Source organism: Candidatus Streptomyces philanthi, assembly GCF_059553635.1.
Genome location: NZ_JCANQV010000166.1, coordinates 1 through 13300 on the forward strand (window position 1 = coordinate 1; position 13300 = coordinate 13300).

The following is a 13300-nucleotide window of genomic DNA, read 5'->3' on the forward strand; positions in this document are numbered from 1 at the left end:
GCAGGGGTGCAGGTCCAGCATGTCCATCAGCAGCGTCAGATCGGCCGCGTCGCGGGCCCGGCCGGCCAGCGCCATCCTGGCGAGCCGGCGTTCCTCGTCTCCGGGAGCGGGGCGCGGCGCGTCGTCGTCACTACGGTGTGCATCGCTCACCGCTGCATTGTCGGCCGGGCCCCGTCCCGCCGCGCGCCGTAGCGTCACCCGATCCGCTTCGTGCCTGGTCAACGGGGGTGTACGGGTGGTCCGGGCGGGTGAGGCAGGAGCGGCGGGGGCGCGTCGCGCGGGGTCGTGGCATGGTCGCGGGGCGTGGTCCGCGCGGATGCGGGACGCGTGGCCCGGGGTGATGCTGGAGGCGTGGGGGAACGTGGCGAGGAGGACGACACATGTCCGTGTTGGACAAGCTCAAGAGCCTGCTGAAGGGCCACGAAGCCCAGACGGAGAAGGGCATCGACAAGGCCGGCGACATGGTCGACGAGAAGACGCAGGGCAGGTACAGCGGCCAGGTCGACCAGGCCCAGGACAAGCTCAAGGAAGAATTCGGCGGTCCCGGGGACGACCAGCAGCCGCCACGGTCCTGACCGCGACGGGCCCGCGGCCCGCCCGCTTCCCCGTCCCCGCCCGGGGTGCGTCCGGGCGGGGACGCCGCCGTTCCGGGCGGGCCGTCCGGGGACACGCCGTGGACGGCGGGCCCCCGTGCGGTGGCCCGCTGCGGCGCCCGGGCCTCCGGTTCTCCGGCGCGGGCGCCGCCGTGGGGCCGCCCGGGTCAGAGGCGGCGGATCTTCTCCGCCTGCGGGCCCTTCTGGCCCTGGGTGACCTCGAAGGTCACCTTCTGGCCCTCCTGGAGCTCGCGGAAGCCCTGGGCGTCGATGTTCGAGTAGTGGGCGAAGACGTCGGCGCCGCCGCCGTCCTGGGCGATGAAGCCGAAGCCCTTCTCGGAGTTGAACCACTTCACGGTGCCGGTTGCCATACCTGTCTCCTTCGTTCAAGGGGCTGGGGGCGGCCTGCGCGCATACGGAGGCCGGAGGTGATCGCCCTGGTCCGGAGAGGTGTCGCACAGAAAGAACGCCCGTGAACGGGACACGGGCGCCCGGCACTTCGGAACCACGACAGCTGTGATCAGGACGCTACACCGCGTAGCGCGCGGCGGCCACGACAACCGTGGCAGACGCGTCACCTTCACCGCCCGAGGGCACACCGCGTCCTCCGAATCCCCGACCCGCCGGACAGTCGTTCGAGCGCGGTGGCCCGGCATGACGAAGCGAGTGAGGGCCGTGCCGGCGGGGAAGGTTCGAAGGTCGGTGCCGTCACACGTTTCTGATCGGGTTTCCGTTCCTCGCCCCCGCCGGGCGGCGCCCTCGCGCACACCCGCACTCGTCACCTCCCCACCGCACCCCCGCTCTTTGATGCTCTGATCGGGTGAAACCTGGCGAATCCCCGCAACCTCAAGGGGTGTGGGGCGGATTCGGAAGAAGCGAGACGTTCTCCGGATCCTGAGCTGTGGAGGCCCGATGTCGTTGCCCTGCGAACCGTCCCCGACCGACGCCGAACCCGGCGACCGGCCCGACCTGTTCGCCGTGCGCCCCCGGCGTCCCCGGTGGCGCATCACCACCGGCTACGTCATGACGCCTCCGCATACCGATCCCCGCCCCCGGCGGTCCGGGCTGTCGCCGATCGTCGTCGCCCACCCTCCGGACGGGATGCTGCTCCCGCCACCGCGCCCCGAGGACCGGCTGCCCGTTCCGCCGGAGCCGGAGGAGGACGACGACGCGGCCACGGAGGCCCCCGCCGCCCCGGCCGCCCCTCCCCCGTCGCGGACCGACCGCCGCCATCTGGACCTCCAGGTGGCGCTCACCACGGCCGGGGTCGCCCCGGCCCCCGGGGACGCGGCCGCGCTGCGGGTCATCGCCGGCCTGGACGACGCCACGGTGACCGCCGTCATCAACTGGATCGGCACCGCCGCCCGCTCCGCTTCGTGACCGCCGACCGCGCACCCGCCCCGGGGAGGTCACCCGACGCCGCGGGGAAGCGGGCGGGCGCGGCCGGGGTCGAGGAGCGGGCCGAGCGGGTCGCCGTGGCGGGCGCGGCGGGCGGCGATGTCACCGGGGAGGAAGGCCAGTTCGCCGGGCTCGGCACAGCCGGCGATCTCGTCCCAGGTGACCGGGGTGGAGACGGTGGGCCGGGTGCGGGCGCGCACCGTGTAGGCGGCGGCCGTGGTCTTGGCGGCGGCGTTCTGGGAGAAGTCGAGGAAGACCTTCCCGGGGCGCAGGCGCCTGGCCATCTTGTGGACGACGAGGCCGGGGAGCGCCGCCGCGGCCTCGGCGGCGAGCGCCCTGGCGTAGGCGGTGACGCGTGCGGAGGGCGCGGGTTCGAGGGGCGCGAGCAGATGCAGGCCCTTGGAGCCGCTGGTCTTGACGCAGGCGTCGAGGCCGTCGGCGGCGAGCCGCCCGCGCAGCCAGCGGGCGACCTCGCAGCACTCGACGACGGTGGCGGGCTCGCCGGGGTCGAGGTCGAGCACGAGGCGGTCGGCGTGTCCCGGGGCGTGCGCGGTCCACTGCGGGGTGTGCAGTTCGACGACGAGGTTGGCGCACCACATCAGGGACGGGGTGTCCTGGATCAGGACCTGGCGGCCGGACTTCGCGGCCGAGGCGGGGACCGCGCAGGTCGTCACCCACTCGGGGGTACCCGGAGGCACGTTCTTGGTGAAGAAGCACGGGCCGTCCGGGCCGTCGGGGAAGCGGAGGAAGGACACCGGGCGGTCGCGGAGGTGGGCGAGGAGCAGGTCCGCGGTCGTCGCGAGGTAGTGCAGGAACTCGCCCTTGGTGGTGCCGGTGGCGGGATAGAGCACCTTGTCCAGGTTGCTGAGCGCGATGCGCCGGCCCTCCACGACGGTCAGCGGCGACATACGATGAGAATCCCATACAAGGGACGAATCATGCGATCTGTGTGGAACGGTTCGATCTCCTTCGGCCTGGTCAGCATCCCCGTGAAGACGTACACCGCGACCGAGCGCAGCGCCTCGGTGTCGTTCGTCCGTATCCACGCGACGGACGGCGGGCGCGTCCAGTACCGCAAGGTCTGCGAGCTGGACGGCGAGGAGGTGCCGAACGAGGAGATCGGCAAGGGGTACCGGGCCGGGGACGACACCATCGTGCCGATCACCGACGAGGACCTGAGCCGGCTTCCGCTGCCGAGCACCAAGACGCTGACGATCCTCTCGTTCGTCGACGCGGGCGAGATCGACCCGTTGCAGATCGACAAGCCGTACTACCTGGCGCCGGACGGGGCCGCCGCCAGCAAGCCGTACGCCCTGCTGCGGGAGGCGCTGGAGCACCACCGCAAGGTGGCGGTCGGCAAGGTGGCGCTGCACGGGCGGGAGACCCTGGCGATGCTGCGGTCGCACGACGGGACGATCGTGATGCACTCGCTGCTGTGGCCGGACCAGATCCGGTCGGCGTCCGGTGTGGTCCCCGGCGAGGTCGAGATCCGGCCGAACGAGCTGACGCTGGCCGAGACGCTGATGGACACCCTGGGCGAGCTGGATCCGGCCGAGCTCCACGACGACTACCGCGAGGCCGTCGAGGAGTTGGTCGCGGCGAAGCTGGAGGGCGGCGAGCCCACCGCGCCCACGGCCCCGCCGCGCGCCGGCGGTGAGGTGATCGACCTGATGTCCGCGCTGGAGAGCAGCGTGCGGGCGGCCAAGGAGGGGCGCGGGGAGGGCGGGGAGGCGTCCGTCACCCCTATCCGGGGCCGGAAGTCCGCGGGCCGGGGCAAGGCCGCGGCGAAGAAGACCACGGCGACGAAGAGCACGGCGAAGCGGGCCCCGGCGAAGAAGACGACGGCCGCGAAGAAGACCGGGAGCGGCTCGGGTACGTCCTCGGCCCGCAAGAAGACCTCCGGCACGGCGGCCGCGAAGAAGACGCCGGGCAGGAAGCGCGGTTCCGCGTAGCGGGCCGGCGACGGGGCCCGCCGGAGAGGACCTAGAGTTCGGGCCATGGCTTCTGACGAGGGGAACACCCGCATCGACAGCTGGATCTGGTCGGTGCGGCTGACCAAGACGCGCGCCCAGGCGGCCACGGCCTGCCGGGGCGGGCACGTACGCGTCAACGGGGAGCGGGTGAAGCCGGCGTACGCGGTACGGGTCGGCGACGAGGTGCGGCTGCGGCACGCGGGGCGGGAGAGGATCGTGGTCGTCTCCCGGCTGGTGCGCAAGCGGGTGGGCGCCCCGGTGGCCGCCGAGTGCTTCGTCGACAACAGCCCGCCCCCGCCGCCGCGCGTGGAGGTCCCCGTCGCCGGCGTACGGGACCGCGGAACGGGCCGTCCGACCAAGCGTGAGCGGCGCGAGATCGAGCAGCTGCGGGGCCGCTGACCGGCCCCGGTGCGGCTCAGGCGGGCGGCAGGGCGTCCAGGTAGACCCAGTGGCCGTCCTCGCGGACGAAGCGGCTGTCCTCCTCCTGGCTGCCCGACCGGCCGTACGCGCTCCAGTGGGCGCGGAAGGCGACCGTGCCCTCGGCGTGGAAGGCGCTGCCGCCGGTGGTGCCCAGGATCTCCAGTGCGGTCCAGCGCTGCCCCGGGTCGAGGTCGAGGTCGTCGGGCCGGGTCGAGGAGTGCCAGCTGCGCAGCAGGTACGCGGTGTCGCCGACCGCGAAGGCGCTGTAGCGCGAGCGCATCAGCCGTTCGGCGGTGGGGGCGGTGGCGCGGCCCTGGTGGAAGGGGGCGCAGCAGTCGCCGTAGGCGGCGTCCCGCCCGCAGGGGCACGGGTCGGCGGGGGTGGTGGCGGCGCGGCGGCGGGGCTTGTTCTTCGGCACCCCCCGATTGTGCCGTCCCACACCCGGTCGTCCGCGCCCGGCCCGTGCGGGGCGCCCGTCGCTGCCCGCCGTTCAGGCGGTTTCCCCGACAAATCACCTGAACGCGGCTGTCGGTGGCTGGATACCTGTGGTGAGGCTGGAAGAACTCATGGTGACCGTCCCCACCCCCAGGAGAGAACCCATGATCCTGTCGATCTCCGGCGTCGTCCTGCTCGGCGTCATCGTCTTCCTGTTCTTCCGCAAAGACGGCCTCAAGATGTCCCACGCCCTGGTCTGCGCGCTCTTCGGGTTCTACCTGGCGGGGTCCGCCATCGCACCGAGCATCAAGGCCGGTGGCGCGAGCCTGGCGAGCCTTCTGGGAGGCATCAAGGTCTAGGACGACGTACTCCCGTCCGCCCCTCGGGCCGGTGCCCGGCCAGGTCCCCCGGCACCGGCCCGTACGTGTCCCCGTACGCCCTGCCCGGCGCGCGTCCGCGTGCCGGGCGCCCCACCCGGTACGCACCCCCAGGAGACAGATGTGGCCCGGCGCCCCCTGCCCAGCATCCTGACGACCAGCGCGTCGTTCGCCCGCGGCCGCGAGTTCGCGCGCAGCGCGGCGTACGGCGCCACCGATGTGTTCCACCCCCTGCTGGTGGTCGGCCGCGGGCTGGGCCGGCTGGCCTCGGCCGCCGGGCAGCGGTGGCGGTCGACGCCGAAGGACAGTCGCGGCCCGCTGCTGTTCGTCGTCGCCGGCTGCGCGCTGGCCGTGTCGATGGTGCCGTTCGGGCCGCTGCTCGTGCTGGCCGCGGCGATGTGCGCGGGCGCCTGGGCGGGCCGGGACGGCTCCCCGGCGGTGGCGGCGTCCCGTCCCGGCGGTGCGGGCACCGCCCGGCTGCGGGCCCTGTACGAGGCCCTGGTGCCGTACTTCCGTGCCGAGGACGATCCCGATCCGCTGTACACGCACGGCGGGGACTGGGCAGGCGTGTTCCAGGAGTACGACTTCGACGACGACGGCCGGCTCGTACGGCTGGTGCTGGACTACCCGGCGTACTTCACCGACGGCGAGACGATCTCCCGGGCCCGGGTCGAGCAGGTGCTGCACGCCAAGTCGGGCCGTGGCCGCGAGTACCGCTTCGTGTGGGACGAGGAGGCCAACCAGCTGGAGCTGACGGTGCTCGACCCGCTGCCGACGGACATCGCGGCGCAGCGGTTCGTGTCGTCGCCGGGTGAGGCGGTGCTGGGGTTCACCGACGCCGACGCGGTGGCGCGGACGCTGCCGGTGGCGGGCGCGGAGAGCGTGCGGGACGAGCCGCCGGTGGTCTGGCGCACCGGCCCGCGGTCCACCGAGCCGCATCTGCTGGTGCTGGGGCAGCCGGGGGCGGGCACCACCGGCCTGCTCCGGTCGCTGGCGCTCCAGGCGCTCCAGCACGGTGAGGTGCTGATCGTCGACGGCACCGGCGCCGGCGGGTTCGCGTGCCTCGCCGGGCGCAGCGGGGTGCTGGGGGTGGAGAGCGGGCTGACCGGGGCGCTGGCGATGCTGGAGTGGGCGGCGCACGAGACGGAGCGGCGGCTGGTGGTGGCGAACCGGGCGCGGCAGATCGGCTGCACGGCGCCGGACGACACCTGCCGACCGCTGTGGATCATCGCGGACCGGCCGACGGCGATGGCGCACGTGGCGGCGGCCGAGGGTCGCGGCGATCCGCAGCGGCTGCTCCAGACGCCGCTGCGGCACGGCCGCGCGGCCCATGTGACGGTGGTGGTCGGCGACCAGTTCGAGGGCGCCGACCTGCTGAGCGATCCGGTGCGGGCGCACACCCGGGCGCGGGTGGTGCTCGGGGCGGCGAGCGCCGAGGAGGTCCGTACGGTGCTGGGCAGGCCGCCGCACACCACGCCGACGCCGCGGGTGCCTGCGGGGCGCGGCTACGCGCGGCTGGGGAACGGTCCGGTGCTGCGGCTCCAGGTGCCGGCCACGCCGGACCCGCTCGACGACGCGACGAGCGAGGTGCACCGGGAGGCGGTGCTGGCGCTGCTGCCGGACCCGGTGCCGTCGGCGGGCGCGCGGGCTTCAGGCGGCCGGGTGGACCTGGCCAAGGGGCGGGTGCGCCCGGCGGGCGCGGAGGGGTGAGCGGCCCGGCCCCCCGTCAGGCGACCAACGGCCCGAGGGTGTCCGTCTCGGCGGTGACGCCGTCCGCGACCAACCGGGCGGCGCGGGCGAGCCGGGCGGCGGCCTCGTCGGCGACCGCGCCGCTGACCGTGAACGGCAGGCGGACGAAGCCCTCGAAGGCGCCGTCCACGCCGAAGCGGGGCCCGGACGGCACCCGGACGCCCAGCCGCTCCCCCGCCTCGGCGATGCGGGAGCCGGACAGGCCGCCGGTGCGGGTCCAGAGGGTGAGTCCGCCGCCGGGCACGCTGAACTCCCAGTCGGGCAGATGGCGCCGTACCGCGTCGACGATCGCGTCGCGGTTCTCGCGGGCCTGGTCGCGGCGGACGCGTACGGCCTCCTCCCAGCCGCCGGACTCCAGCAGTGAGGCGATGGCGAGCTGTTCGAGGACCGGGGAGCCGAGGTCGGAGTAGGCGCGGGCGGCGACGAGGCTGCGGATGATGTCGGGGGTGGCGCGCACCCAGCCGATCCGCATCCCGGCCCAGAACGCCTTGCTGACCGAGCCGACGGTGATGACGGCGCTGCCGGCCGGGTCGAAGGCGCAGACCGGGCGTGGCGGGTCCAGGTCCTCGTCGAGGCGGAGTTCGGTCATGGTCTCGTCGACGACGAGCAGGGTGCCGGCCGCGCGGGCCGCGGCCACCAGACGGCGGCGCTGGTCCTCGGTGGCGAGGGTGCCGGTGGGGTTGTGGAAGTCGGCGACGACGTACGCCATGCGGGGTGCGGCGTCGCGCATCACCTGGCGCCAGGCGGGGATGTCCCAGCCGGCCAGCCGCTCGGCGAGGGCGACGGGGACGAGCCGGGCGCCGGCGTCCCGCATCAGCTGGAGGATGTTGGCGTACGACGGGGCGTCGACGGCGACCCGCTCGCCGGGGCTGGTGCACAGGCGGCAGATGGCGGCGACGGCGCCCATCGCGCCGGTGGTCACCATGATCTGCTCCGGCATGGTGGGGATGCCGCCCGCGGTGTAGCGGTCGGCGAGGGCCTGGCGCAGGACGGGCAGGCCGGCGGGGTAGTCGCCGTGGGTGTGGGCGTACAGCGGCAGGTCGGCCATGGCGCCCTGGACGGCGCGGGTGAGCCAGGGTTCGGGGGCGGGCAGGGCCGCGCACCCGAGGTCGATCATGGAGCCGACGGCCTCGGGGGGCAGGGGTTCCAGGCCGCGGGTGGGCAGCGGGTTGCCCGCGGGGACGGCGGTCCAGCTGCCCGATCCGCGGCGTGAGGAGAGGAAGCCCTCGGCGCGCAGCGCCTCGTAGGCGGAGGCGACGGTGGTGCGGCTGACGCCGAGGGCGGCGGCCAGTTCGCGTTCGGCGGGCAGCCGGGCGGCCACCGGGACGCGGCCCTCCAGGACGAGGAGGCGGACGCCGTCGGCGAGTCCGCGGTAGGCGGGCAGGCGGCGTCCTCCGTTGGCGGGGGTGTCGCCGGGGGTCTGGGAGCGCAGCAGCCGGGCGAGTTGGGCCGCGCCCACGGCCGAGGTCCATTGCGCCATGTGATCGGTCCACCTTCCCCGGATTGGCCCTCGCTGCGGGCATCCGACATGCCACATGGTGTCACGCGTCAGTCCAATCGCACCAGAAGGGGGCCGTATCGTGCCCGTCACCCAAGGAGACCCCGCCCGGCGCAGGCATCTGCCGCGGCGGCTCACGCAGCTGTACGCGGGGCTGGTGCTGTACGGGGTGAGCATGGCGCTGCAACTGCGGGCCGGGCTGGGGCTCGAACCGTGGAACGTGCTGGGCCAGGGCGTCTCCCTGCACACGGGGCTGTCGATCGGCACCGTCACCATCCTCGTCGGTGCCCTGGTGCTGCTGCTGTGGTTCCCGTTGCGGCAGCGCCCCGGGCTGGGGACGGTGTCGAACGTGGTGGTCCTGGGGCTGGTGATGGACGCGACGCTGTCGGTGCTGCCCACGCCGCAGGCGCTCGCCGTGCGTGTCCCGCTGCTGGCCTGCGCCGTCGTTCTCAACGGCGCCGCCACCGGTCTCTACCTCTCCGCCCGCCTCGGCGCGGGCCCCCGCGACGGTCTGATGACCGGTCTGCACCGGCGCACGGGGCGCAGCGTCCGGCTCGTACGGACCTGCATCGAGGTGACCGTTCTCGCGGCCGGTTTCCTGCTGGGCGGTTCGGTGGGTGCCGGGACGGTGCTGTACGCCCTGGCGATCGGGCCGCTGGCGCAGTTCTTCCTGCGCCGTTTCGCGATCCGGGGCCTGGAGACGCCGTCGCGGGTGGTGGCCGGAGGCCGGCCGTCCGGCGAACGCGCGACAATTCCCGAGTGACCTCCTTCGCCCGTGTGCGCCATCCGTACCTCGACCATCCCGTGCCGCTCGCCTTCGCCCACCGGGGCGGGGCGGCGGACGGCCTGGAGAACACCGCCGCCGCGTTCCGGCGGGCGGTGGCGGCGGGCTACCGCTATCTGGAGACCGATGCGCACGCCACGTCGGACGGGCGTCTGGTGGCGTTCCACGATCCGACGCTGGACCGTGCCACGGACCGGAGCGGGGCGATCGGGGCGCTGCCGTGGCGGGAGGTGCGCGGGGCCCGGGTCGGGGGCCGTGAGCCGCTGCCGCTGTTCGAGGAGTTGCTGGAGGAGTTCCCCGGGGCCCGGTGGAACGTCGACCTCAAGTCGGAGGCGGCGCTGGCGCCGCTGCTGGGCCTGTTGCGCCGTACCGGCGCGTGGGACCGGGTGTGCGTCGGCTCGTTCTCCGAGGCCCGTGTCGCGCGGGCGCGGCGGCTGGCGGGGCCCCGGTTGGCGACGTCACTGGGCACCCGGGGTGTGACGGGTCTGCGGCTGCGCTCCCTGGGGCGGGGCGCGGTGCCGCTGGACCGGCTGCTGGGGGCGGCGGTGCGGCGTGACGCGGTGTGCGTGCAGGTCCCGGAGCGGCAGTACGGCGTCCCGGTCGCCGACCGGCTGTTCGTCCGTGCCGCGCACGCGCTGGGCCTCCAGGTGCATGTGTGGACGGTCAACGACGCCGCGCGGATGGGCGCCCTGCTCGACCTCGGCGTGGACGGCATCATGACGGACCGTCTGGACGTGCTGCGGGCGGTGCTGACCGCGCGGGGCGGCTGGGTCCAGGGGACCAGCGGCGGGGAATGAGCCGGCCGGGGCGCGATCGGGTCGGCCGGTGGCGTTCTCCGCGGTCGGTTTCACACCGGCGCGGAGGTGCCGGAACGGCGGGACGCGGCGGTCGCGGGCGGTCCCGTACCGGACCGGATTTAGGCCCGGGGCTTGGGGGCGGGTAGTATACGCCGTCGACTCACCAGATGGACCGTTACTGCGCGCTCAAGCATGGAAGGCGCTGGGTGACATCTGCTGCCAGATGTGACAAACCGGGCGCTGGTGGGTACAACAAGGGGCGGCACGACGGGCGACGCATGTCACGGTTGCGGGAATCTTCCCTGCCGACCGGACGTTGACCGGATGACGACGACAGCGACACCTGTCCTGTGGGCTACAAGCCCGGGAGGCACGATTCATGAGTGAGCGAGCTCTTCGCGGCACGCGACTCGTGGTGACCAGCTACGAGACCGACCGCGGCATCGACCTGGCCCCGCGCCAGGCGGTGGAGTACGCATGCCAGAACGGACATCGATTTGAGATGCCGTTCTCGGTTGAGGCCGAGATTCCGCCGGAGTGGGAGTGCAAGGTGTGTGGCGCACCCTCCCTCCTGGTGGATGGCGATGGCCCTGAGGAGAAGAAGGGCAAGCCCGCGCGTACGCACTGGGACATGCTCATGGAGCGGCGCACCCGCGAGGAGTTGGAGGAGGTGCTGGCCGAACGGCTGGCCGTCCTGCGCTCCGGCACCATGAACATCGCCGTGCATCCGCGCGACAGCAACCGCAAGTCCGCCTGACGAACGGACAGCGCGCCACACGTACGACAAGGGCCGGCCACCGCACCACGCGGTGGCCGGCCCTTGTCATGCCCGTACGGTGCCCCGGGGGTGCCGGGGCACCGTACGGGGGCTCAGCGGGGCAGCGGCGGGTCCTGGCGGGGCGCGGAGGGCGGCTGGTCGTCGCGGATCACCTCGCCCTGGACGACCTTGCCGTCCGGCCGGTGCATCCTGGCCTGCTGGAAGGCGTCGCCGAACGAGCCGGGCGCGAAGGAGGCGGGGCGGTTCAGCAGCTTCCCGGCGCGGCGCTGGAGCAGCTTCCCCGTCGGCGGGAAGAGGCAGAGCAGCCCCAGGACGTCGGAGAGCAGGCCGGGCACCATCAGCAGCAGGCCGCCGAGCATCGGCAGGGTGGTGCCGCCGCCCTGCCCGGCGGGCGGGGTCTTTGGGGCTCCCGGGGTGCGCAGGGAGTCGGCGAGGTTCTGCCAGGCCCGGCGCCCGGCGTGCTTGACCGCCCAGCCGCCGGCCAGTACCCCGGCGACCAGCAGCACGACGACCGCCATACCGCCCGCGGCCTCGCCCACCAGGATCAGCAGCCAGATCTCCAGCACCACCCAGGCGGCGACGCCCAACGGGACGAAGCGGCGGGCGCGGGAGCGGGGCGGGCGGGGACCTGGCGTGGGCGTGGCTCCGAACGTCATGCCTCCAGTGTGCCTGGCCCGCTCCCCCGGCCCCGCCGAGGGGGACGGGCCCGGCGGCGTCCGCGCCCACGGCGAAGGGGCACCCCCGTACGGAGGTGCCCCTTCGGTGGTGCCGTTCGCCGGCCTACCGGCCGCGGATCTTGTTCACCCGGGTGCCGATGCCCCAGCCGGTGACCCGCCAGAGCGCCTCGACCACGATGTCCCGGCTCATCTTGCTGTCGCCGGCCTCCCGCTCGACGAAGGTGATCGGCACCTCGACGACGTGGTAGCCGGCCTGGACGGCACGGCGTGCCAGGTCCACCTGGAAGCAGTACCCCTGGGAGGCCACCTCGGCCAGTCCGAGGCCCTTGAGGGTCTCGGCGCGGAAGGCGCGGTAGCCGCCGGTGATGTCGCGCAGCGGGACGTCGAGCAGCAGGCGCGAGTATGTGCTGCCGCCGCGGGAGAGGAACTGCCGGCTCCACGGCCAGTTCACCACCCGCCCGCCGGGCACCCAGCGCGAGCCGAGGACGAGGTCGGCGCCCTTGAGGGCGGTCAGCAACCGGGGCAGTTCCTCGGGCTGGTGGGAGCCGTCGGCGTCCATCTCGACCAGGACGCCGAAGTCGTGCTCGATCCCCCACCGGAAGCCCGCCAGATAGGCGGCGCCGAGCCCTTCCTTGCCCTCGCGGTGCAGGACGTGGACCTGCTCGTCGTCGGCGGCCAGTTCGTCGGCGGCCTTGCCGGTCCCGTCGGGGCTGTTGTCGTCCGCGACGAGGACGTGCGCCTCGGGGACGGCGGCCCGTACCCGCGAGACGATCGGCTTGATGTTCTCCACCTCGTTGTATGTGGGAATGATCACCAACGTGGTGCCGAGCGGACCATACTTCCGCTGACCGCCGTCTGTCACTACTGCCCCTTCTCGTCCTTCGTACGCCCGCGCCGGCCGATGGCTGTCGCGGCGGCGCAGGAGAGAACGCCCACGATAGCGAGCGCCCACTCGGGAGCCGCACCGACGCGGTCGGCGAGCGTCGTTTCGTCCCGGAGCGGAATCCGCGCGGCGAGCACACCCTGCGTGAACTCGGGGATCTGCCGGACGACCGTGCCGTCCGGCGCGACGACCGCGCTGATGCCGCTGGTGGCGGCGGTGACCACGGCCCGGCCGTGCTCCACGGCCCGCAGCCGGGACATGGCCAGCTGCTGCTCGGGCTGGCCGGTGCGCCCGTAGGTGGCGTTGTTCGTCTGGACGACCAGGGCGCGGGCACCGTCGGCGACGGTGCCGTGGACGATCTCGTCGTAGGCGACCTCGAAGCAGATGACGTCGCCGAGGCGGGCGGGGCCGACCTGGAGGACCCCGGAGTGGTCGCCGGGGTAGAAGTCCCTCGGGACCCGCTGGAGGCGCGTGATGACCTTGCTGAGCTGGTCCCGGAACGGCACGTACTCGCCGAACGGCACGGGGTGCTGCTTGGTGTACGAGGCGCCGGGGCCCTTCACCGGGTCCCAGACGATGCCCTCGTTGTACACATAGCCGGGCTTCTTCGGGTGGTCGACCAGGGCGCCGACGAGCACGGGCACCCCGATGTCCTTGACCGCCCGGTCGATGCGGTCGTACGCCTCCGGGTAGCGGAAGGGGTCGAGGTCCGAGGAGTTCTCCGGCCAGATGACCAGGTCGGGCCTGCTCGCCCGGCCGGCCCTGACGTCGGCGGCGAGCTTCTCGGTGGCCCTGGCGTGGTTGTCGAGGATCTTCATGGGGCGGCCGAGGAAGTCCATGCCGGGCTGCTGGACGTTGCCCTGGACGACGGCAATGCGGACGCTGTCGTCGGCCTTGGTGTGCACGGGGACGGCCAGGCCCGCCACGGTGACGGCGGC

At 73.9% G+C, this 13300-nt stretch carries 16 protein-coding genes; 9 read left to right on the top strand and 7 right to left on the bottom strand.

What is annotated here, in order from left to right; all coding sequences use genetic code 11:
• Positions 1 to 380: 380 nt before the first annotated feature.
• Positions 381 to 575 (top strand): antitoxin, encoded by a 195-nt coding sequence (locus AC51EU_RS19255; protein WP_496268236.1) that lies wholly within the window; start codon positions 381 to 383, stop codon positions 573 to 575.
• 185 nt (positions 576 to 760) lie between these two features.
• Here AC51EU_RS19255 and AC51EU_RS19260 read toward each other — a convergent pair whose 3' ends face one another.
• On the bottom strand, positions 761 to 964 hold the full coding sequence (locus tag AC51EU_RS19260) for a cold-shock protein (protein ID WP_496268237.1): 204 nt from the start codon (positions 962 to 964) through the stop codon (positions 761 to 763).
• 541 nt (positions 965 to 1505) lie between these two features.
• Here AC51EU_RS19260 and AC51EU_RS19265 point away from each other — a divergent pair.
• Positions 1506 to 1973, top strand: coding sequence for a hypothetical protein (locus AC51EU_RS19265; RefSeq protein ID WP_496268238.1), 468 nt, complete (start codon positions 1506 to 1508; stop codon positions 1971 to 1973).
• A 29-nt stretch (positions 1974 to 2002) separates the two neighbouring features.
• On the opposite strand, the gene ligD is transcribed toward AC51EU_RS19265, so the two are convergent.
• Positions 2003 to 2899, bottom strand: a complete 897-nt coding sequence (gene ligD, locus AC51EU_RS19270) for a non-homologous end-joining DNA ligase (protein ID WP_496268239.1) — start codon at positions 2897 to 2899, stop codon at positions 2003 to 2005.
• 30 nt (positions 2900 to 2929) lie between these two features.
• Here ligD and ku point away from each other — a divergent pair, with 30 nt between their 5' ends.
• Positions 2930 to 3943, top strand: a complete 1014-nt coding sequence (ku, locus tag AC51EU_RS19275; RefSeq protein ID WP_496268240.1) for a non-homologous end joining protein Ku — start codon at positions 2930 to 2932, stop codon at positions 3941 to 3943.
• Positions 3944 to 3988: 45 nt separating this feature from the next.
• Positions 3989 to 4363, top strand: coding sequence for an RNA-binding S4 domain-containing protein (locus tag AC51EU_RS19280; RefSeq protein WP_496268241.1), 375 nt, complete (start codon positions 3989 to 3991; stop codon positions 4361 to 4363).
• 16 nt (positions 4364 to 4379) lie between these two features.
• On the opposite strand, the gene AC51EU_RS19285 is transcribed toward AC51EU_RS19280, so the two are convergent.
• Positions 4380 to 4802 carry a YchJ family protein gene (locus tag AC51EU_RS19285; protein WP_496268242.1) on the bottom strand — a complete coding sequence of 141 codons (423 nt, stop codon included), beginning with the start codon at positions 4800 to 4802 and terminating at the stop codon, positions 4380 to 4382.
• Between the two features lie 181 nt (positions 4803 to 4983).
• Here AC51EU_RS19285 and AC51EU_RS19290 point away from each other — a divergent pair, with 181 nt between their 5' ends.
• Positions 4984 to 5178, top strand: coding sequence for a hypothetical protein (locus AC51EU_RS19290; protein WP_496268243.1), 195 nt, complete (start codon positions 4984 to 4986; stop codon positions 5176 to 5178).
• Positions 5179 to 5319: 141 nt separating this feature from the next.
• Positions 5320 to 6906: a hypothetical protein gene (locus AC51EU_RS19295; protein ID WP_496268244.1), complete on the top strand. Its 1587-nt coding sequence runs from the start codon at positions 5320 to 5322 to the stop codon at positions 6904 to 6906.
• Between the two features lie 16 nt (positions 6907 to 6922).
• Here AC51EU_RS19295 and AC51EU_RS19300 read toward each other — a convergent pair whose 3' ends face one another.
• Positions 6923 to 8425, bottom strand: coding sequence for an SCO1417 family PLP biosynthesis transcription factor (locus tag AC51EU_RS19300; protein ID WP_496268245.1), 1503 nt, complete (start codon positions 8423 to 8425; stop codon positions 6923 to 6925).
• A 193-nt stretch (positions 8426 to 8618) separates the two neighbouring features.
• On the opposite strand from AC51EU_RS19300, the gene yczE reads away from it, so the two are divergent.
• The 3 genes from yczE (at position 8619) to AC51EU_RS19315 (ending at position 10781) form a co-directional block, all read left to right on the top strand.
• A complete protein-coding gene (gene yczE, locus AC51EU_RS19305) occupies positions 8619 to 9206 on the top strand; it encodes a membrane protein YczE (RefSeq protein WP_496268250.1) in 588 nt (195 codons plus the stop codon).
• A complete protein-coding gene (locus AC51EU_RS19310; protein WP_496268246.1) occupies positions 9203 to 10024 on the top strand; it encodes a glycerophosphodiester phosphodiesterase family protein in 822 nt (273 codons plus the stop codon). The genes yczE and AC51EU_RS19310 overlap by 4 nt, the downstream gene beginning before the upstream one ends.
• A gap of 379 nt (positions 10025 to 10403) precedes the next feature.
• Positions 10404 to 10781, top strand: coding sequence for an RNA polymerase-binding protein RbpA (locus AC51EU_RS19315; protein WP_026170122.1), 378 nt, complete (start codon positions 10404 to 10406; stop codon positions 10779 to 10781).
• Between the two features lie 113 nt (positions 10782 to 10894).
• On the opposite strand, the gene fxsA is transcribed toward AC51EU_RS19315, so the two are convergent.
• From fxsA to lnt, 3 genes are all read right to left on the bottom strand, one after another.
• On the bottom strand, positions 10895 to 11458 hold the full coding sequence (gene fxsA, locus AC51EU_RS19320) for an FxsA family membrane protein (protein ID WP_496268247.1): 564 nt from the start codon (positions 11456 to 11458) through the stop codon (positions 10895 to 10897).
• 124 nt (positions 11459 to 11582) lie between these two features.
• Positions 11583 to 12341: a polyprenol monophosphomannose synthase gene (locus AC51EU_RS19325; RefSeq protein ID WP_496268248.1), complete on the bottom strand. Its 759-nt coding sequence runs from the start codon at positions 12339 to 12341 to the stop codon at positions 11583 to 11585.
• Positions 12341 to 13300: apolipoprotein N-acyltransferase (lnt, locus tag AC51EU_RS19330; RefSeq protein ID WP_496268249.1), on the bottom strand; the 960-nt coding region annotated here is incomplete at its 5' end. The genes lnt and AC51EU_RS19325, both read right to left, overlap by 1 nt.

Bases quoted from the DNA above. Each gene is read 5' to 3' on its own strand.
- yczE (WP_496268250.1), top strand. From the start codon at position 8,619: ATGGCGCTGCAACTGCGGGCCGGGCTGGGGCTCGAACCGTGGAACGTG.
- ligD (WP_496268239.1), bottom strand. From the start codon at position 2,899: ATGTCGCCGCTGACCGTCGTGGAGGGCCGGCGCATCGCGCTCAGCAAC.
- AC51EU_RS19265 (WP_496268238.1), top strand. From the start codon at position 1,506: ATGTCGTTGCCCTGCGAACCGTCCCCGACCGACGCCGAACCCGGCGAC.
- AC51EU_RS19300 (WP_496268245.1), bottom strand. From the start codon at position 8,425: ATGGCGCAATGGACCTCGGCCGTGGGCGCGGCCCAACTCGCCCGGCTG.
- AC51EU_RS19260 (WP_496268237.1), bottom strand. From the start codon at position 964: ATGGCAACCGGCACCGTGAAGTGGTTCAACTCCGAGAAGGGCTTCGGC.
- AC51EU_RS19290 (WP_496268243.1), top strand. From the start codon at position 4,984: ATGATCCTGTCGATCTCCGGCGTCGTCCTGCTCGGCGTCATCGTCTTC.
- fxsA (WP_496268247.1), bottom strand. From the start codon at position 11,458: ATGACGTTCGGAGCCACGCCCACGCCAGGTCCCCGCCCGCCCCGCTCC.
- ku (WP_496268240.1), top strand. From the start codon at position 2,930: ATGCGATCTGTGTGGAACGGTTCGATCTCCTTCGGCCTGGTCAGCATC.
- AC51EU_RS19255 (WP_496268236.1), top strand. From the start codon at position 381: ATGTCCGTGTTGGACAAGCTCAAGAGCCTGCTGAAGGGCCACGAAGCC.
- AC51EU_RS19280 (WP_496268241.1), top strand. From the start codon at position 3,989: ATGGCTTCTGACGAGGGGAACACCCGCATCGACAGCTGGATCTGGTCG.
- AC51EU_RS19315 (WP_026170122.1), top strand. From the start codon at position 10,404: ATGAGTGAGCGAGCTCTTCGCGGCACGCGACTCGTGGTGACCAGCTAC.